Annotated in this window: 16 protein-coding genes; 9 read left to right on the top strand and 7 right to left on the bottom strand. The window is 66.3% G+C overall.

From position 1 onward, the window contains the following. Position 1 precedes the first annotated feature (1 nt). Positions 2-352: a PadR family transcriptional regulator gene (locus VGI12_06625; protein HEY2432332.1), complete on the bottom strand. Its 351-nt coding sequence runs from the start codon at positions 350-352 to the stop codon at positions 2-4. A gap of 33 nt (positions 353-385) precedes the next feature. Beyond that, positions 386-2,107, bottom strand: coding sequence for a hypothetical protein (locus tag VGI12_06620; protein ID HEY2432331.1), 1,722 nt, complete (start codon positions 2,105-2,107; stop codon positions 386-388). A 210-nt stretch (positions 2,108-2,317) separates the two neighbouring features. On the opposite strand from VGI12_06620, the gene VGI12_06615 reads away from it, so the two are divergent. Further along, on the top strand, positions 2,318-3,175 hold the full coding sequence (locus tag VGI12_06615) for a hypothetical protein (GenBank protein ID HEY2432330.1): 858 nt from the start codon (positions 2,318-2,320) through the stop codon (positions 3,173-3,175). Positions 3,176-3,338: 163 nt separating this feature from the next. Here the strand turns inward: VGI12_06615 and VGI12_06610 are convergent, their stop codons facing one another. Then, the gene (locus tag VGI12_06610; GenBank protein HEY2432329.1) at positions 3,339-3,695 is read right to left on the bottom strand and encodes a hypothetical protein; all 357 of its coding nucleotides are present in this window, start codon (positions 3,693-3,695) and stop codon (positions 3,339-3,341) included. A 207-nt stretch (positions 3,696-3,902) separates the two neighbouring features. Further along, positions 3,903-5,999 carry a radical SAM protein gene (locus tag VGI12_06605; protein ID HEY2432328.1) on the bottom strand — a complete coding sequence of 699 codons (2,097 nt, stop codon included), beginning with the start codon at positions 5,997-5,999 and terminating at the stop codon, positions 3,903-3,905. 372 nt (positions 6,000-6,371) lie between these two features. Here VGI12_06605 and VGI12_06600 point away from each other — a divergent pair, with 372 nt between their 5' ends. Continuing rightward, positions 6,372-8,408 (top strand): hypothetical protein, encoded by a 2,037-nt coding sequence (locus VGI12_06600; GenBank protein HEY2432327.1) that lies wholly within the window; start codon positions 6,372-6,374, stop codon positions 8,406-8,408. A 77-nt stretch (positions 8,409-8,485) separates the two neighbouring features. After that, on the top strand, positions 8,486-9,580 hold the full coding sequence (locus tag VGI12_06595) for an acyltransferase (GenBank protein HEY2432326.1): 1,095 nt from the start codon (positions 8,486-8,488) through the stop codon (positions 9,578-9,580). Here the strand turns inward: VGI12_06595 and VGI12_06590 are convergent. Continuing rightward, positions 9,519-10,166 (bottom strand): protein-methionine-sulfoxide reductase heme-binding subunit MsrQ, encoded by a 648-nt coding sequence (locus VGI12_06590; protein ID HEY2432325.1) that lies wholly within the window; start codon positions 10,164-10,166, stop codon positions 9,519-9,521. The genes VGI12_06595 and VGI12_06590 overlap by 62 nt on opposite strands. Then, positions 10,167-11,150 carry a protein-methionine-sulfoxide reductase catalytic subunit MsrP gene (msrP, locus tag VGI12_06585; GenBank protein HEY2432324.1) on the bottom strand — a complete coding sequence of 328 codons (984 nt, stop codon included), beginning with the start codon at positions 11,148-11,150 and terminating at the stop codon, positions 10,167-10,169. Here msrP and VGI12_06580 point away from each other — a divergent pair, their 5' ends adjacent. Together VGI12_06580 and VGI12_06575 are read left to right on the top strand one after the other, a co-directional pair. Beyond that, a complete protein-coding gene (locus VGI12_06580) occupies positions 11,151-11,894 on the top strand; it encodes a HAMP domain-containing sensor histidine kinase (protein HEY2432323.1) in 744 nt (247 codons plus the stop codon). Between the two features lie 43 nt (positions 11,895-11,937). Continuing rightward, positions 11,938-12,741: a methyltransferase domain-containing protein gene (locus VGI12_06575; GenBank protein HEY2432322.1), complete on the top strand. Its 804-nt coding sequence runs from the start codon at positions 11,938-11,940 to the stop codon at positions 12,739-12,741. Here the strand turns inward: VGI12_06575 and VGI12_06570 are convergent. Continuing rightward, complete coding sequence (locus tag VGI12_06570) at positions 12,722-14,179, bottom strand: right-handed parallel beta-helix repeat-containing protein (protein ID HEY2432321.1); 1,458 nt, start codon at positions 14,177-14,179, stop codon at positions 12,722-12,724. The genes VGI12_06575 and VGI12_06570 overlap by 20 nt on opposite strands. Positions 14,180-14,768: 589 nt before the next feature. Between VGI12_06570 and VGI12_06565 the strand changes: the two genes are divergently transcribed. The 4 genes from VGI12_06565 to VGI12_06550 all read left to right on the top strand — a co-directional run bounded on the left by VGI12_06565 (position 14,769) and on the right by VGI12_06550 (position 18,784). Continuing rightward, positions 14,769-16,328 carry a sigma-54 dependent transcriptional regulator gene (locus tag VGI12_06565; protein ID HEY2432320.1) on the top strand — a complete coding sequence of 520 codons (1,560 nt, stop codon included), beginning with the start codon at positions 14,769-14,771 and terminating at the stop codon, positions 16,326-16,328. 245 nt (positions 16,329-16,573) lie between these two features. Next, on the top strand, positions 16,574-17,722 hold the full coding sequence (locus VGI12_06560) for a sigma-54 dependent transcriptional regulator (protein ID HEY2432319.1): 1,149 nt from the start codon (positions 16,574-16,576) through the stop codon (positions 17,720-17,722). A gap of 1 nt (position 17,723) precedes the next feature. Next, positions 17,724-18,146 (top strand): hypothetical protein, encoded by a 423-nt coding sequence (locus tag VGI12_06555; GenBank protein HEY2432318.1) that lies wholly within the window; start codon positions 17,724-17,726, stop codon positions 18,144-18,146. Positions 18,147-18,163: 17 nt separating this feature from the next. Then, entirely contained in the window at positions 18,164-18,784 is a 621-nt protein-coding gene (locus tag VGI12_06550) for a polysaccharide biosynthesis/export family protein (protein HEY2432317.1), read from the top strand.

Below are 18,784 nucleotides of genomic sequence, written 5' to 3'. Positions count from 1 at the left end.
CTTACTCCACCGTGTTGAGCACGGCGGTGACCGCCGTGGAGAGTCTGGTCCAGTTGGCGCGCTGATCCTCGAGCTGGCGCCGGCCGTCGCGGGTCAGCGTGTAGAACCGCGCTTCGCGCCCCGTCTCCGACGCCGCCCATGCGGCGCGCACCCAGCCGCGCTTCTCGAGGCGATGGAGCGCCGGATACAGCGATCCCTGCTGTACCTGCAGCACGTCGCGCGAGATCTGCTGGAGCCGTTGCGCGACGGCGTAGCCGTGAACCGGCCGGAGGGCGACGATCTTGAGGATGAGGACGTCGAGCGTCCCCTGGAGCAGATCCGATTTGGGAGATTCCGGTGACGGCGACGGCATACTATGACAATCTACATATGTATATGTAGATTGTCAAGGTGTCGGCGCGCTCCGTCCCTTGTCCCAGCTCACACGGATCAACGACACCCCCTGCCGCGGGAGCGGGAACGAGAGCTGGATACGTCCGTCGCGCGTCTGCAGACGCCGTATCGGCTCCACCGCCGCGAGCTGCGCCGCCGTCTCGAGCTGCGCCAGTTGCGCGGCGGACGGCGGCTGCGGAGAGCCCATGCGCTTCCACGCCTCGTAACTGTTGCTGTGATCGCTGTCGATGCGTTCGTGCGCGATCGTCACCGTCGTTCGCGGCAGACCGTCGACCGCGAGATCGATCGCCGCGGCGTCGGCCGGCAGGTCGTCGTCGTGGTAGTTCCACAGCAGGACCGTCACCGAACGATCGTCCCGGCTGGCCAGCGCGCCGATATCGGGCGTGCCGCGAACGCCGCCGTCGCGCACGGCGTCGAGCGACAGCGCGCCGCTGCTCTCGACGCGAACCCGCTGGCCGCGCATCTCGCCCAACATGCGGAACGCGTTGAGCACCGGCTTGTCGAGACCGTTCGTGGCAAGGTCGCGGAAGCCCGCGAAGTACGGCTGCCCTTCGAACTCGAACGCCCAGGTCAGCGCGCCGCGCAGGTTGACGCCGTGACGATCGGCCAGCTCGTAGGTCCGCGCCAGCTGCTCCACGGTGTAGCTCGAGTACATCGTGCCGTTGCGATACGCGTTCTCGGGATTGGTGGCCACGCCACAGGCGGCGCAGCCCTCGGGGTCCGATTCGCCGATGATGATCGGGGTGTTCTTGAACTCGGGGAACGATGCGACGATGGCGAAGCCGTTGTCGATCGCCTTCAGCTGATTGGCGAGCCCCATTCGCACGTGCCCAGTCCCGAGCGCAGTCGAGGGGCCGTCGACGACGCGCGGCGCTCCTTTGGCGTGGAAGCTGACGTAATCGAGCGGTGCACCAGTCCTGCCGGTGGCGTAATTCGTGCCCCTGGCGCAGTGCTCGAGGAAACCGCGGAGGAACTGCTGGGTGCGTTCGCCGTTCGGGCCGGTAACGGTCGGACCACCGATGCGTGCCGCCGGCAGCACGCGCTTCAGGCCGTCGGCGGCGTAGTCATAGAGCTGTTGATACTCCTCGGGTGTCCCGTGCCAGTAGCCGATGTCGGGCTCGTTCCAGACTTCCCAGTACCAGCTCTCGACCTCGCGCGTACCATAGCGATCGATCGCATGCCGCGCCCAGGCCGACACGATCTCCCGCCAGCGGTCGTAGTCCCTCGGCGGATAGCTCCAGCCGGTGTATAGCGCCGCGTTGGTGCCGGCGGCCCAGTGATGGCGATACGGATCGGGGTGCGTCGAGAGCGCCTCGGGCATGAAGCCAATCTCGACCAGCGGCTTCATCTTGCGCTGCACATAAGCGTCGAAGATGCGATCGACGATGGTCCAGTCGTAGCGGGGACGGCCAGCGCTGTCCTCGGTGTACGCGTTGGTCGAACCCCATTTCAGCGCCGGTGTGCCGTCGCCCGAGGTCAACAGATTGTGGGCGCGTACATAGACGGGAACCGGACTCGCTGCGGCGAGCTCGCCCAGCAGCTTCTTGCCGTTCTCCGTATAGGTGTAGTTCGGCTCGTCGTAGCCGAACATCGCCCACATCGGCGACAACGGGCCGAGGCCGGCCGCGGCGTCAACGTGAATCGCGACGGAGCCCTGCTGCGCGGCCGCGGCCGCCAGCATCGATGCCACGGCGGCAGTGAAGAGGATGCGCATCAGCGGCGCATGCTAGCACGCGCGAGTCCGTGACGTTCGATTGGGGTGTCCGCAAGCACCGCGATTGGCTCCTCGGCGCTGGCAGCCGTCGCCGTCCTGGCTGAAGTCGCGCCGTACGGAAGGCATGCGCAGACCGTAGGCGCGGCGGCGGCCGCCGTCAATCGATTTGGGTTATGTTGAGGCCGGCTGCCGTTTTCAAGGGAGATGTCGATGTCTGCTGCTGACGCCCGCTGGTCCGTGGTCCTGATCGCGCTAGGCTCGCTGTGGACGACCACCCAGGCGCAGAAGGCGCCCGCCCTCCCCGACGTGCTGAAGGTCGCGGGCGATGCGGTCGTCCAGTACACGCAGAAGCTGGGCGTGGTGGCGGCCGACGAGGAATTCACGCAGTACGAGACGAGCTCGGGGCGCATGAGCACGCCGAAGCGGGTGAACAGCGTCGTCGTGTTCAGCGGACAGGACGACGGCAGCCTCGCCAGCTTTCGCGACGTCGTCGCCATCGACACGGTGCCGGTGCGCTCCAAGGACGATCGGCTGCCGGCGCTGTTCAAGTCTCCGACGGACGCGTCGATCGGCACGGCGCGACAGATGACCGACGACGCGGTGAAGGCGTACTACAGTCCGAATCTGCATCTCCTCGACCGGCCGCTGCTCGCGCTCGACTTCCTGCGCTCCGCGAACCAGGAAAATTCGACCTTCAAGATCGAGGGGACGAAGACCCTCGACGGCGCGCAGGTGGTGGTGCTCAAGTTCAACGAGAAAGGAAAAGGTGGTCTGATGCCCGACGCGTCGGCGATCGGCCGCGTCTGGATCGATTCCGGATCGGGGGTCATCCACCAGACCGAGCTTGGCTTCGTGTCGAGAGCGGCAAACATGCACGCCACGGTCAAGTTCGCCCGGGATGCCGCGATCGACCTGTTCATGCCGTCGGAACTGTTCGAACAGGTGGAGGCGAGTTCCTCCGCGGGGGGCATGAGCGACATGGGCGGCGGCGGCAATCTGGGCGGACGCCAGGCGATGGAAGGGCGGGCCCGCTACTCCACGTATCGACGGATTTCCGCTCACCCCTAGCGCTGGTCCCCGTTCAATCTGGGATGCGGCTCGCCAACCGGACGGCATCGCCGTGGCCTAACGAGTGGCGGTTCATCAGTGCCTGCGAGAGTGCGACGGCACGGGCGCGCCTGCGCCGCAGGCGATCGCCCGGCCCCGTCCGCCACGACGCCGCCGGGCGGTGCTACTGCGGTGTCGGCACCGGAATGTTTTTGGTCTCTTTCTCCATCTCCTTCACCATGTAAAGGGTGGCGCCGATGCCGGCCACCGCGGTGACGAGCCCGATGATCATCCCCGCATGGCCGCCTCCGTTCGATTGCCGGCGAACGCCGCTGGCTTTCGCCGGTGCCGGGGCCTTCACCTGCAGACGCAGGTTGGGCGTGGCGACGGCCGCGGCGGCCGCCTGGTGAATCGCCACCTGCAGCGAGAAGGCCTTTGGAGGGTTGGCGGAGGTCGAATCCGCTGCCCAGCTGTTCGCCGGAGCGAGCGCGGATATGAGCGTCCCGATCAGTACGGACGTCGTGCAGCGTCGAATCGTCATGGCCAGTTCTCCCTTTGTGCCGGCGGGAAGCGGTCGGTGCCGGCTATTTCCTAACGCGCCTTTTGGGGGAAAACAGGCTCAACCGCAGGTGTACATAGAAAAAGGCCGCGCGGCGTGAACCGTGCGGCCCTTATTGTCGGGTCCGAAGATCCGACCTATATAGACGGCAGTGGAAGACGCTCCCGGCGCCCTCCAACCCGCGCCCCGTTATTCCTGGTTCTTGTGCACGACGTCCTGGACCGGCTTCTTCTTGCCTCCCAGACCGGCTATCTTGATCGTCGGCTGCTCCTTGAGGACGTGCTGGCGATAGAGCTCCGCCATCTTCTCGTCCTCGGGCGCATGCGCGCCGGGCTGCTGCTTCTTGGCGCGCAGCTTTTCCTCGCGCGCGTTCTTGGCCACGCCCAGCTCGTCGAGGTCGGTCTGCTTGCCCTTGGCGACCGCGTCGGCGTTGAGCACCAGGGTGTGCTCGGTCGACGACAGCTCCACCGTCTTGCCGCCCGCGTAGATCTGGTGCCGGCCGTGCTCGTCGTACCACTTGGTCAGCGTGGCAGTCATGTGCATCTTCTCGATGATGTTGCGCCAGCCGATACCGGTGTTGTACGCGCAGAAGCTGATCTCCCCTTCCTGCGTCGCGTACGGAATGATGCAGCGCTCCGTGCGGCGGAAGTCGTAGTTGAACAGATCCTGGAACCACATGCCGGCGATGAACAGGAAGTTCCAGCGGTCGCCGCGGCGCTTCTCCTGATCGTCGATCGTGCGGTCCCCGCCGACGCGGCCATAGGCGCCCGCGTGCGACTTCTTCGTCGCGCCGAACGTCTTGTCGAACTTCTTCATCAAGTCCGACATCTTGAAGTGGGTCGGCGACTGGAACGGATCGTAGTTGCGCGCCAGTGCCAGGGCCATGCCGAGCACCGACAGCTTGCGGCCGCGCGCCGCGTCGTTGACGCGCTGGAGGTCCTTGGCGAGCTGATCGGCGTGCAGGAACTTGGTGACCGGAACGGCCTCCTTCGTTTCCTTGTCGATCATCACCGCCATGCCGATGCCGCAGTTCGGGTGGCAGCCGCACGTCAGGTTGCCCCACTCCGCCGACGGTCCGTGCACCAGGTCCGCCCAGTCGGTGAACGTGCCCATGAACGAGATCGGGAACCAGTCACGAATCGGCTCGCCGATGCCGGTCTGGTTCTTCACGTCGTGCGCCAAATGGGACAAGGTATAGCGCTGCGCGGCGCGGCGCTCGGGCGTCACGTCCTCGTCGCGGCCCGTGAACGACACCGGCTGGAACGACAGGAAGTTGATCTTCTTCGGATTGTCGAGCGCGAACTGGACGACGCGGCCGACCTGCTCGTTGTTGATGCCGTTGACGATCGTGATGACCGGCACGATGTCGACGCCGGCCGACCACAGGTTCTCGATCGCGCGCAGCTTGACGTCGAACAGGTTGCCGACGAGACGATGCGAGTTGGCGGCGTTGCCGACGCCGTCGAACTGCAGATAGGCGTAACGCAGGCCGGCCTCGAACGCCGCCTTCGCGAATTCCTTGCTCTTGGCGAACTCGATGCCGTTGGTCGCCGCCTGAACCGAGTTGTAGCCGACCTTCTTCGCGTAGCGCACCGCGTCGAGGAAGTACGGCGACATCGTCGGCTCGCCGCCGGAGAACTGGACCGACATCTGGCGCTTCGGCTTCAGCGTGATGGCGTTGTCGAGCATCGTCTTGATCTCGTCCCAGCTGAGCTCATGGACGAAACCGACCTGGTTGGCGTCCATGAAGCACGGGTCGCACATCATGTTGCAGCGGTTGGTCAGGTCGATGGTGAGGACCGAGCCGCGGCCGTACTTGATCGTCGAGCTGCCGTGATTGTGGAGCTTCTCGTCGTTGTGCGAGCGGATGTCGCTGCCCGGGAAGGTCTCTTCGAGGTGCTTGAAGAACGCCGGGTCCATGGCCATGACGTCTTCGAAATGCCCGTGGATCGGGCAGTCCTTGATCATGACGATCTTGCCGTCCTTCTCGGTGATGGTGGCCTTGATCTCGCCCACCTTCTCGTTCAGAAGAATCTTGTAGTCCTGCTTGCCGTCGACGATCGACTGACGCGCCTCGCGGACGCAGTTGGGGCACAGCGAATCGGTCTCGCGCGGCCAGCCGAGCGGCGGCTTCACCTTCTGCCATGATTTCTGCAGCGGGAGCTCGGACCACTTCGGGGTAAACGCCCCGTTCGGCTTGATGCTGTTGAGGGTATTAAACACAGTCCAGGCGCCCTTGGCGGCAACCGTGAGCCCCTTCTCAACGTACTTGATTGGCTTGTGCATGGCGGAAGAATACCCGCAAATCCTTAGAAAATCAGGGCTTTTCCCTGAAATGGCAAAAACGGGTGCCGAACGGCCCCGAGCAGTCGTTCAATTGGCCGCGGCCGTCACTCTCATCTGCCACTGACCTGCCACAGCTTTCAATGCCGCGGCGGAAGCGGATCTACCAATATTGTTGAGCTATATACACGAAACGTCATGCCGTGTATCGATACGGCACAGCTAGCTCCCCCCAGTCGCTATACTCAGCTGCAAATTTGTTAGCGATTTCCATTTTTGGTAATTCGTCCGCCTTACGGCAGCGGCATTGCCTCTGCCAGCCGCGCGCAGCCGCGCATTCCTGATAACCGCTACATCTCTTAGGGGACTTCGCTGATGCCAAGTTTCTCGCGGCGCGGACGTGTGTGTGTCGGCGCGCTGGCGTACATTCTGGCGGTTGCCTCGCCAGCCGCGGCCGGCCCTCTGCGGGTCGCCTTCTGGAACATCATGTCTGGCAAAGGAGTCGACGCGCTGCCCGGCTTTGCCGCTCCTTTCAGGAATACGCCGAACTGCACCGACCCCACGCAGCCGCTCAACGCCTGGGGCGAAGGCGCCTCGCAGGCAGCGATCGCGCAGGTCGGCGCCGACCCCTCGGTCATCGCGTTCGGGCTCGCTGAAGCGTGGAGCAGCGTCTGCGGATCAGGGGAACATGTCCGCCAGGCTCTCGGCTGGAAGGCGGTCTCCTCCGAACAGAACGGCGTGACGCTCGTCGCCCGGTACGGCTTCGGCGGTCCGGAACAGTGGCGGCAGCTCGATACGTCGCGGAACCCCTCACCCAGTGACACGATGTGGGTCGTGCGCGCCCCGGTCTGCGTCGACGCCGCCTGTTCGCACACGCTGCTGCTCTACGTCACCCACTGGTACGGCCCGGGAGACAACGCGGAGGCGAGCTATGCGGCGCAGGCACAGGGTACGCTCGCCTTTCTCAACGCGACCGCGAACGGTCAGCCCCACGTACTCGTCGGCGATCTCAACGTGTTCGAAGGGTCGACGCCGGTGTGCGACCAGACGCCCGTCAACACGGCGCTGCCGGTGCTGCGCGCGGCGGGCTACGTGGACGCGTGGACGGTGATTCACGGATCGCTGCCCGGCTACACCGGCATGGTGGACCGGAGCGGCTGCGGATTCCCGAACGGCTTCCCGTTCAAGCGCATCGACTATGCCTGGACGCCGGCCGGCTTCCTGCCGCTGGACATGCAGCAGTTCGCCATCACGCCGGTCACCGGCGACGCGTCCCCTTCGGATCACTTCGGCATCGTGGTCACCGTACCAGACCCGGCGGCGTCGGCCCCGGTGACGCCGCCGCCGCCCGGCGATCCCGCGCCGACGCCGCCCCCGACCGTTGGGGCGGATGACGTCGTGTTGTATGCGCGGAGCGCGAAGACCGTCGGAACCGCCTGGTCAGCCATCGCTGATACGACGGCCGCCGGCGGCATTCGACTCTTCAATCCCGACGCGGGGGCGTCGAAGCTGTTGTCGGCCGCGCCGATGCCGGCAAGCTACGTGGAGATCCCGTTCCTCGTTCAGCCCGGCCGCGCCTACCGGTTGTGGATGCGCGGCATGGCGCAGCAGGACTCGTGGCAGAACGACTCGGCCTTCGTGCAGTTCAGTGGCAGCCTCGACGCGACCGGACGTCCCGTCGATCGCATCGGCTCCGCGTCCGCGGCCGTCGTCAGCATCGAGGAAGGAAGCGGAATGGGACTATCCGGCTGGGGCTGGCAGGATAGCGGCTACGGCGGATGGGGCGATCCGATCGCCTTCGAGGGCGCCGCGCAGACGCTGCGGATCCAGGTGCGAGAGGACGGACTCTCGTTCGATCAGATCCTGTTGTCACCCGCGCGGTTCATGTGGGCGGCGCCGGGGCTCGCGAAAAACGACACCACCGTGTTTCCCGAAGCGGGACTCGGCGCCCTCACCGGTCCGGTCGTCTGGACGTCGCTCGTCAAGGCGACGGCGTCGCTGGACGTCTTGCGGAAGACCGGCCCGTGCGCCACGTGTTTCGATGCGGGCGGCATCAGCGCGCAGCGGATCATGAGCGACGGCGCGTTCTCGCTGACGGTCGCGCCCGGTCAGCGCCTCGTCGCTGGTCTCGCGCCGGCGGCGACCGCCGGCGTCGCCGTGGCATCGATCTCGTACGGGTTGAGCTTCTGGCCCACCGGCGTGTTCGAAGTGCGCGAGAACGGCATGTATCGAACGGAGGGACCGAGCGCGCCCGGTGATGTCTTCACCGTCACCGTCCACGCCGGCGTGGTGCAGTACTTTCGCAACGGCGGCCTGCTCTACACCAGCGAGACGCCGGCGACCGGCGCCCTCGTCGCTGATACGAGCCTCAGCAGCCTCGGCGTCGGCGTCACCAGCGCAGCCATCAAATGACGTGACTCGATCCTCGCCTCGCGGTGCCGCTGGAGTGAGGATTGCAATGTCATCCCCGGCCCACGGCCGAGGCTGACATGTCGCAAGATCGGATTCCTTCACTGGATGGGCTTCGCGCGATTTCGATCGCGTTCGTCTTCGTCGGCCATCTCGCCGGCACCCGCGGGTTTCCGCTGAGCGCTCCGGCGGGCAACGCCCTGAACATCGCCGAGCTGGGCGTGCATGTGTTCTTCGTCATTTCGGGATACCTGATTACGCGGCTGCTCCTGCACGAAGTGGCGCGAACCGGACGCGTGAACCTGGGAGCCTTTTATCTCCGTCGCACGCTTCGCATTTTCCCTCCGTACTACACCCTGCTGGCGGCGCTGCTCGCCGCCCACCTCGCGGGGATCGTCGCGCTGCATCAGGACGACATCCTGCGCGCCGCGACCTATACGACGAACTATGACGAGGGGCGCTCCTGGTTCGTCGGGCACACCTGGTCGTTGTCGGTCGAGGAGCAGTTCTACCTGATCTGGCCCGCAGTGGTGCTGCTGGCGCGGTCCAGAAAGGCGATCGTCATCGCCGCCGCGGTGGTGCTCCTCGCACCGGTCATTCGAATCGCCGAGTGGGAGTTGATGCGGTGGGCGGGCGACGGCATCGGGGCGCGCTTCGAGACGGTCGCGGACGCGATCGCCGTCGGCTGCGTCCTCGCAGGCGTACGGGCGCGGCTGCACGCGACGCGTGTCTACATGCGGGCACTCGCGTCTCCGGCGTTCCTTCTGGTTCCGCTCGCGACCTTCGCCGCCAACACGCTCGCGCAGCACCCTCTCGTCTATTTCGGCGCAGCATTCTCTCTCGTCAACGTCGGGGTTGCGCTGTGCATCGACTGGTGCGTGACGTTCTCCGAAGGGACACTGGGACGGCTGCTCAACACCCGGCCGCTCGTGTTCGTTGGCTGGCTCAGCTACTCGCTCTACCTCTGGCAGCAGCCGTTCTTCAATCGCGCCAGCAGCGCGGCGGTGGCGGCATTTCCGCTGAACCTCGCGCTCGCGTGCGGGCTGGCGCTGCTCTCCTACTATCTGGTCGAGCAGCCGTCGCTGCGGCTGCGCCGCCGGATCGAAGCGCGCTTCATCCGCGCGGCTCCGCAGCCACCGGCTCCCGGACTGGCCCCCGTGAACCCTGCCGCGTGACGGCGCCGCGCGGGCGGTGGGTGGCGGCCCAGACCACGCGGAATCCGAGCAGCAGCGCGACGGCGCTGGCGTAATAGACCGGATCGCCGGTGAACACCTTGACCTTCCACCCGAAGTGGACGGCCGCGAGGATCGCCGATGCGTAGATCAGCCAGTGCAGGCGCGCCCAGTTGCGACCGAGGCGCCGGATCCAGCCCTTCGTGGACGTGACGGCGAGCGGCACCATCAGGACCAGCGCCGCGAACCCGACGGTGATGAAGGGGCGCTTGCCGATGTCCTTGACGATGCCGCTGAACGCGAACAGCAGATCGAACGCCCAGTACGACAGGAAATGGAGCGTGGCGTAGAAGAACGCGAAGAGCCCGAGCATGCGCCGGTACTGGATCACCACGTTCCAGCGGGTGAGGCGCCGAAGCGGCGTCACGGCCAGCGTCAGCAGGAGAAACTTGAACGCCCAGCGTCCGGTGGTGAGCTGAATGGTCTCGGCGGGATTGACGCCGAGGTCGCCGACGAGCGCGCCGCGCACGAGCAGCGCGACGGGCACGAGGGAGGCCACGAAGACGACGACCTTGGCCGCCCTCTTCACTCAGTAGAGCTTCCGCAGGTCCATTCCCGCATACATCGACGCGACCTGATCCGCGTAGCCGTTGAACATCAGCGTCTTCGTGTTGGCGAAGAACGCCGGAATGCGCCGCTCGTTGGCCTGGCTCCAGCGCGGATGATCGACAGTTGGATTCACGTTCGAATAGAAACCGTATTCGCGCGGGTTGGCGTCGTTCCACGCGGTGTGCGGCATCTTGTCGACGAAGCGGATACGGACGATCGACTTGATGTTCTTGAATCCGTATTTCCAGGGCACCACCAGCCGAATCGGCGCGCCGTTCTGGTTGAGGAGCGTCTTGCCGTAGAGACCGACGGCGAGCAGCGACAACGGATTCATCGCTTCGTCCAGCCGGAGCGCCTCGGTGTAGGGCCAGTTCAAGCCGCCCTCGGCCAGCCCCGGCATTTCGCTGGGCCGCAGCACGGTCTGGAACTCGACGAACGTCGCCTTCGGCTGAGGATCGGCGCGCTTGAGCACGGCGGCCAGCGGTATCCCAATCCACGGGATCACCATCGACCACGCCTCGACGCAGCGGAAACGATAGACACGCTCCTCGAGATCTGCCGTCTTGATCAGATCCTCGAGATGGTAGTCGGCGGGCTTGTTGCACAGCCCGTCGATCTTGACCGTCCACGGCGTGGTCTTCAGCTGCCCGGCGTATTTCTTCGGGTCGCCCTTGGCGGTGCCGAACTCGTAATAGTTGTTGTAGCCGGTAATCTCTTCGAACTTGTTGAGCGGCTCGGTCGTCGTGACCATCTTCCGGGGGGCCGTCAGCGGCTGCTGAGCGGCGACCGCCGTGGCGCCGCCGGTCGAGGCGTTCACTGCGTCCCCCGCGCACGCGGTCGCCACCCCTCCGGCGATTGCGCCCAGCACGCCGGCGCCGAGCTGAATGAACTCGCGACGGCGGAGAAACCAGCGCTCGTCCGTGACCTCGGACGACGCAATCGGCGGATCGCTGCGGATCAGCATATGGCTATTAGAACACCGAACCACCCGTCCCCCATTCCCGCCTACAATCGGGCCATGTCCGAGACGACCGACCCGCGCTGGCCGAAAATGCTTTCCCTGGCGGTCCACGAATTTCGGACGCCGATGACCGTCGTCCTCGGATACGTGCGGATGCTCCAGCAGGAACGGGCGGGCCCCCTCACCGAGCAGCAGCGCCGGCTGCTCGAGGAAGTCGAAAAATCATGCGGCCGGCTGACGGCGCTGGTGGCGGAAACGAGCGATCTGGCGCAGCTGGAGGCCGGAACGGCAGTCTTCAACCGCAGCTCGACCGACCTGCGGGACCCGCTGCGGCACGCGGCCGATGACCTTGCTCCCCTCCCCGATCGCGAGCTGCGCATCGACCTCCGGCTGCCCGATGCGCCAGCGCTGGTCCACGCCGACCCGGGTCGGCTCAAACACGCGCTCCAGTCGATTCTCGGGTCGCTGCGGCGTGAACTCGTCACCTCCGACACGCTCGTCGTCCGCCTGCGTCCGGCGACCATGGGTGCGCGTCCGCATCAGGAGATCCTCATCGGCGACGACCCGACCATCACCGCCCTCGAGACGGCAGGGTCGGACGCATTGCCCCAGTTCGACGAATTGCGCGGCGGTTCCGGCCTGGGCCTGCCGATAGCGAAGCTGATTCTTACGGCCTTCGATGGCCGGATCTGGGGCGCCCCGGACAACGCCAAGGCGGGCGCCAGACTTCTCCTCCCCGCCGCCTGAGCTCGGGCGCACCGTTTGCATTCTCCCAGAGGGGAGAGACGAGATGCACACGACTGTCGGCGAGCGATCCGGCGCCATGCAGGTCTGGGAGCGCGCCGAGATCGTGCGCAGCTCGGTGGAAGCGACACTGACACCCGATGACGCGCTGCGCGTGAACACCGAGACGTTCGAGCGCTACGCGCGCCCTCCCGGCGACACGGCGTACCCGCTCGAGTATGCCTATCATCAGCTTGGCGACGTCGAGGGTCGCCGGATTGTCGATTTCGGGTGCGGATCGGGCGCGAACACGGCGCTGCTGGCTGGCCGGGGCGCCCACGTGTGGGCGATCGACATCTCCGAGGACCTGCTGCGGCTGGGTCAGCGACGGCTTGCCGTCAGCGGTCGCGAAGCCGGCGCCACCTTTATAGCGGCATCGGCGCACGACCTCCCGTTTGCGGACGACTCCGTCGACCTCGTCTTCGGGATGGCGATCCTGCATCACCTCGATCTCGATCTCGTTTCGCGCGAGGTGCGACGCGTCCTCAAACCGGGCGGACGCGCGATCTTCAAGGAGCCCGTCCGCAATTCCGCCGTGCTCCGCCTGGTGCGCCGCCTCATCCCCTACCGCGCGCCAGACATCTCCCCCTACGAACGCCCGCTCACCGACGGAGAGCTGGCTCGGTTCGCCCGCGGCTTTCGCTCGTGGTCGACGCGAGCGTTCGTCCTGCCGCACGTGCAGGTCGGCTGCGTGCTGCCCGTCGTGAAGAATTCCTGGCGCCGCTTGTACGCCGGCGATCGCGCCCTGCTCGATCGCTTTCCGCGCCTGGCGCACTACGCCTCGGTCCGGGTCATTTCGCTGACGAAGTAAAGCGGCCGTGCTCGATCGCGTCGGCGAGCGCCCGCATGGCGGCGACGTCGACGCCGGCGCCCTTGGCGTTCGCCGGATCGAACGGTGCGTCAAAGCGGTTTCCCGTCGGGTAACGGCCGCCGGGGCCGCCGCTCAGCCAGTTGCCCGCCACCACCGGCGCATTGAAGAACCGCTCGAACGTCAGTGTTCCGGTCGAGGCATCAGCGCCGTTGATGCCGTACTGCCCGTGCGGGGCGGCGTTGTTCACGAACCGGAAGCCGTCAATCCTCGGAGCGCCATACGCGTAGACGAGCGTCGTTCCGTCGAACTGCCACGTATTGCCGGCGACGGTCACGTCCCGCGGGCCGTCGCCGATTAACATGCCCCAGCCGTTCCCCCCCATCTTCGTCGTGACACCGTCGAATAGGTTGCCTTCGATGCGAATGCCGTTCGTCTGGCGGCTCTGGTTCGGCGAGTCGTGGCCGCTGAGGTTGATGCCAGCCGCCACGTTGCGCACCACGTTGTGGGTGAAGTTGACCGATTCAACGACGCACCAGGGGCAGGCGCCGTCCTGGTTGCGCGGCGTGAACAGCACGGCGTAGCCCGGCTGCGCGGCTTGCCAATTGTTTTCGAGGAGATTCGCCTCGACGACCACTCGACGCGCGTTCTTGAGCTCGAGGATGTTCTTCACCTGCCACCGCGACCCGCGCCACTCGAGTGGGCGGCTGAACTGGTTGTGGCGGATGGTGACGTCGCTCGGCACCAGGTCACGGATGCCAGGATCGGCGCCGCCGAGCAGGAACACCTCGCCGCCGGCCTCGAGATAGTTGTTCTCGATGACGTAGGGACCGGGACCGTTCCAGCCCGCGATCGCCTGCGCGTCCGCTCCCACCGCCTTGATGTCGCTCACGTGGCAGTCCCGGATCGTCACGGAGGCGCCGTTCAGCGCGATCCCGCGCTTCTGCCCCTTCTGCGGATCGCCATGGACATAGAGATGATCCAGCGTGATGTCGGACGGCACCTGCGACAACTGCGACTGCGCCGAAGAACCGTCGCCGATCTGGATGATGTCGCCGGAGCCGTTCCGGGTGGCCGGGAATTCGAGAAACGCGAGGCGCCAATGCCGCGCAGCCGGCGCGGTCTGCAGCGCCGCGCTGCCGTTCGGCGACACGATCCGGGCGAAACTGGCGGCCGCCGCGGGTGTCACCCGCTGATCAGGCGGGAGGAGCTCCGCCGCGGAGAGGTCCGTGCGGACCATCACGGGCGCGTCTCCGTCGAAGACGGGTAGCACAAAATTCCCGGTGAAGGTGGCGCCACGCTCCAGCCGGATCTCGTCGCCGGCGCGCGCCGCGTTCAGGGCTGTCTGCAGATCCTCGCCAGCGCGAACGACATGGATCGACGATCGGGACGGGGCGGACGCGGCGAGCAACACGGCCGCCACGCAAAAGATTCGACGCATGAGCTCGACCTTGTGCAAAGCCGTGGCCGGCGCAAAGCCGCGGCCGGCGCCAAGCCTGGCCGGTCCTCATGAGCGGCGACCCCGTCGCCCGCACTCGAATGCATGAATTTCGAAGCGCCCGGCTGCGTTGCGGACCATACGCCGCAGGCACACCGGGCACGGCTTCGAAAACCTGATGTTCAGCTACGCGGCCCGGCGGACGGCCGCCGCAAGACCAATGAGCGCGGTTCCAACCAGGACCATGGCGGCCTCATCGCGCAGACCGGCAACAGACGCTCGGGCTCTCTCCGCCGGGATGGACGCCCGCGCGTCCGAATCTGCGTTTGCCACCGTCGCGGCCGCCAACGAGGGGCTCGCCACGACCACCGTCAGACCGAGCGCAAGAGAAACCAAATGCCTACGTACGACGTTTTCCCACACGGTCAATCAGTATTTCAAGCGACGTACCAGTTGGAAACAAGCGAAGTCGGCAATTCCTTGCCCATTTCGGCCGGCTAGTTACGCAAACCGGTTCTGTCGAGGTACGACTCTTGAATGGAGTGGGAAATCGATTGGACACTTGGAAGAAATTGCAGTCAAAGCATACACAATGAAAAAGCCATACGTCGCCATTGTCGATGATGATGCAGGGTTCGCGCAGTACCTGCGGACGTTTCTGTCACTCCGAGGCTATGAAGCGCGCTGCTATACACGCGGCGACGAGCTCCTGGCGTCGATGAAACAGAACGAGGCGCCAGACGTGGTGCTCCTCGACGTGATGATGCCGGGCTTGGACGGGATGGCGACGCTGCGTGCGCTCAAGGCCTCGCGTCCCGAGGCGCAGGTCATCATGCTCTCGGGCCGCAACCAGGCATCGACGATCGTCGAGGCCGTCCGGCTCGGCGCCGCCGACTACGTCGTCAAACCCGACGACCCGGAAGGGCTCGGCGAGATCGCGCTCGACGTGGCCATCAAGAACGCGATCGAGAAGAACCGCCTCGTATCGGAGCTCAGCGAGCTGCGGCAGCAGCTCTCCGATGACGAAGACCGCGCGGTGTGGGGCAACAGCGAGAAGATGCGCGCGATCGCGACGGTCATCGAGCAGGTGGCCGACAGCGACGTCGGCGTCCTCATCCGCGGGGAGAGTGGCGTCGGCAAGGAGCTGGTGTCGCGGGCCATCCATCAGCGGTCGACGCGCCGCAACCGTCCCTTCGTGAAGGTCAACTGCGCCGCACTCCCCGCCGAACTGCTCGAGAGCGAGCTGTTCGGCCACGAGCGCGGCGCGTTCACCGGCGCGGCGAACACCCGCATCGGCAAATTCGAGCAGGCCGACACCGGCACGCTGATGCTCGACGAAATCGGCGAGATGAAGCCGGCGCTGCAGGCGAAATTGCTGCATGTGCTCCAGGACGGCGAGTTCACCAAACTCGGCAGCAACAAGCGCATCCAGGTGGACGTCCGGATAGTGGCCGCGACCAACCGCGATCTCGAAAAGATGATGCTCAGCGGAGATTTCCGCGAGGACCTCTACTACCGGCTCAAGGTCATCGAGCTGTTCGTGCCGCCGCTCCGCGAGCGCCGCGATGAAACGCTGACCCTGATCGACTTCTTTATCGCCCGCTACGCGCGCAAGTACAACCGGCCGGCGCGGCCCCTGTCGGACGAGCTGCGGCAGATGTTTCTGCAGTACGACTGGCCCGGCAACATCCGCGAGCTCGAGAACATGATCAAGCGGGTGGTGATTCTGCAGGACGAGCAGCTGGTCGTTCGCGAGATCGAGCGCAACATGCAGCGCGCCATGGCGGCCGCCGCGCAGGCCCCGTTGGCCGCCGCGGTTGCGGCGGGGATGGGCATTCCCGTCGGCGTCGCGGCCGTGGGCGCAGGCGGTTACAACCCGCCGATGCCGCCGCTTCCATACACGCCGCCGCCCGCTCCGGCCGACACGGCGGAACCCGAAGACGCGGTGACCGGCGGCGCCGACAGCGGGACCGCCCCGACAGGATCGCTCGCCGCCGTGGCGAAAGCCGCGTCGATGAAGGCCGAGCGCGCCGCCATCGAGCAGACGCTGCGGCAGGTGCACTGGAACCGGCGCAAGGCCGCACAGATCCTCGGCGTGAGCTACAAGACGCTGCTCAACAAGATCAAGGAGTGCGGAATCTCGAGAGCATAAGTCGTTGAGTCGTGGGCAGTGGGCAGTGAGAAACTGCCGGCTGTTCCCGGCTCCCTCCTCATCGGCCCCTGCCTGCGGCCGACTGTTCACTCACTGCCAACTATTCCACACAGTACGCATCGCACTTCCACTCCTTCGACGGTAGCGTCCTTCTCACCTCGGCCCTTCCGCCTCACCGTCCCGCGATTTCGCCAATATTTCCAAAGTTTTGCTGTCGTGGCATTTCGCTTGCTGAACTGGTCCGCGTGCAGTGGCCCACTCAGCCGGATGTACGCGGGATGACCGAGAACCTCACGCCGCCGGCGCCGTCTGACGGGCCTGCAGTGCCGCTGCGACGCGTCACCGCGGTGCTGCTCGGCACCAGCGACCAGATGCGGGAAGTCCGCGAACTCATCGGTCGTGTCGCTGACACTGACGTCACCGTTCTCATCCGCGGCGAGAGCGGGACGGGCAAGGAGCTCGTCGCGCGCAACGTACATTCCGCGTCGCCACGCCGTGACCGCATGTTCGTGAAGGTGAACTGCGCGGCCCTCCCGGCGGAACTGCTCGAGTCCGAGCTGTTCGGGTTCGAACGCGGCGCCTTTACCGGCGCGCTGCAGCACAAGCCGGGCAAGTTCGAGTTCGCCAACCACGGCACGATGTTCCTCGACGAAGTCAGCGAAATGGGCGCGCCGCTGCAGTCCAAGCTCCTGCAGGTGCTGCAGGACGGGGAGTTCGCGCGGCTGGGCGGGCGCCAGGACGTGCAGGTCGACGTGCGGGTGGTTGCCGCGACCAACCGCGATCTCGAGCTCGCGGTCGCCGACGGGCAGTTCCGGGAAGACCTGTTCTTCCGCCTGAACGTCGTCTGTATCACGCTGCCGCCGCTCCGCCAGCGACGGGGCGAGATCCCGGCGCTGACCCAGTGCTTTCTCGGCCAGTATTCCGCGCACTACAACAAGCGCGCGCCGGCGCTCGCCACCGACACGCTGCGACTGTTCGCCGAGTATGACTGGCCGGGCAACGTCCGCGAGCTCGAGAACCTGGTGAAGCGGATGGTGATCCTCGGCACGGACGCGCCGATTCGCCGTGAGGTCGCCGACGCGATCGCGGGCCGGACGGTGGTATCGGGGCCGATCCCCCTCCTGCAGGCATCTCTGGCGACGGCCCTTCCGGCGATTGCCGCGCCGCCCGTGCCGGGACCCGCCGCTGCGGTGCCCGCCGCTCGACCGGCGCCACTCACTGGCTCCCTGAAAGACATCGCGCGATCCGCCGCGCGCGAAGCCGAGCGGGGCCTCATCTACCGCACCCTGCAGCACACGCGATGGAACCGCCGTGAGGCGGCCGAGATCCTCGGCATCAGCTACAAGGCGCTGCTCTACAAGATCAAAGAAGCGGAGCTCGACACAGCGTCCTGACATGGCCGTGCTGACATCCGACACATTCGAATTCGTACTCGCCAACGAGTTGAAGCGGGCGCTGCGCTCGCAGAACTTCGTGACCTTGGTGCTGCTCGAGCCGCGCGGCGAGCGCTCCGCCGAGGACCGCCGCAATATCGCCAGTCTCATCAACCCGGAGCTGCGCGAGACCGACCTGCTGGCGGTCGGCGACACCGCGGTGTCGATGGTGCTGCTCGACGCCGACATGCAGAACTCGATGCGCGTGATCGATCGCGTGCTGGTGCGGCTCGAGCACTACCAATTCGGGCAGCCGCTCGAGATCGAAGTCGGTGCGGCCTGCTGTCCCACCCACGGCGCCGACGTCGAGACCCTGCGTCGAGCGGCGGCGCAGGCACGAACCGCCGTCGCGCGGCGCACCCCGCGCGGCACCGCCCAGGCATAAACGGAAGGATGCGTCTTATGATTACGAAGCCGACCGCCACGTTCACCGCGCTCTCGCTCGCCGCCCTGCTGGGCACCGCCGCGGCGCAGACCGCGCAGACGCCGACGCCGATTGGCACGTCAGGCGCGACGGGCGCGGCGCCGACGACCCGCACCTCCCCGACGACGGCCGACTACCACCTGGTGACCGGCGACAAGCTGCGTATCGACGTCTACAAAGACCAGCAGCTCTCGCAATCGCTGCAGATCCGCCCCGACGGCAAGATCACGCTGCCGCTGGTCGGCGACGTCGCGGCCGCAGGGCACACCTCGCTCGAGTTACGGGACGCGATCGCCGCCTCCCTCAAGGAATACATCGCCAACCCGGTGGTGACCGTCATCGTGCTCGAGACGACGCCCCAGGTCGTCTACGTGCAGGGCGAGGTGACCAGGCCCGGCGTCTTCGCCCTTAACGGCCGTCTCTCCATCATCCAGGCGATCGCGCTGGCCGGCGGCTTCACTGACTTTGCCAACCGCAAGGACATCACCATCCTGCGCGGCACGGAGAAGCTGAAGTTCAACTACAAGGACGCGATCGACGACGACACCCGGCGCGAGCCGCTGGCGCTGCAGCCGGGCGATACCGTCATCGTCAAGTAG

The organism is Vicinamibacterales bacterium (assembly GCA_036496585.1).
Taxonomy (GTDB): Bacteria; Acidobacteriota; Vicinamibacteria; order Vicinamibacterales; family 2-12-FULL-66-21; genus JAICSD01.
This window is presented reverse-complemented; position numbering and strand designations above follow the sequence as displayed.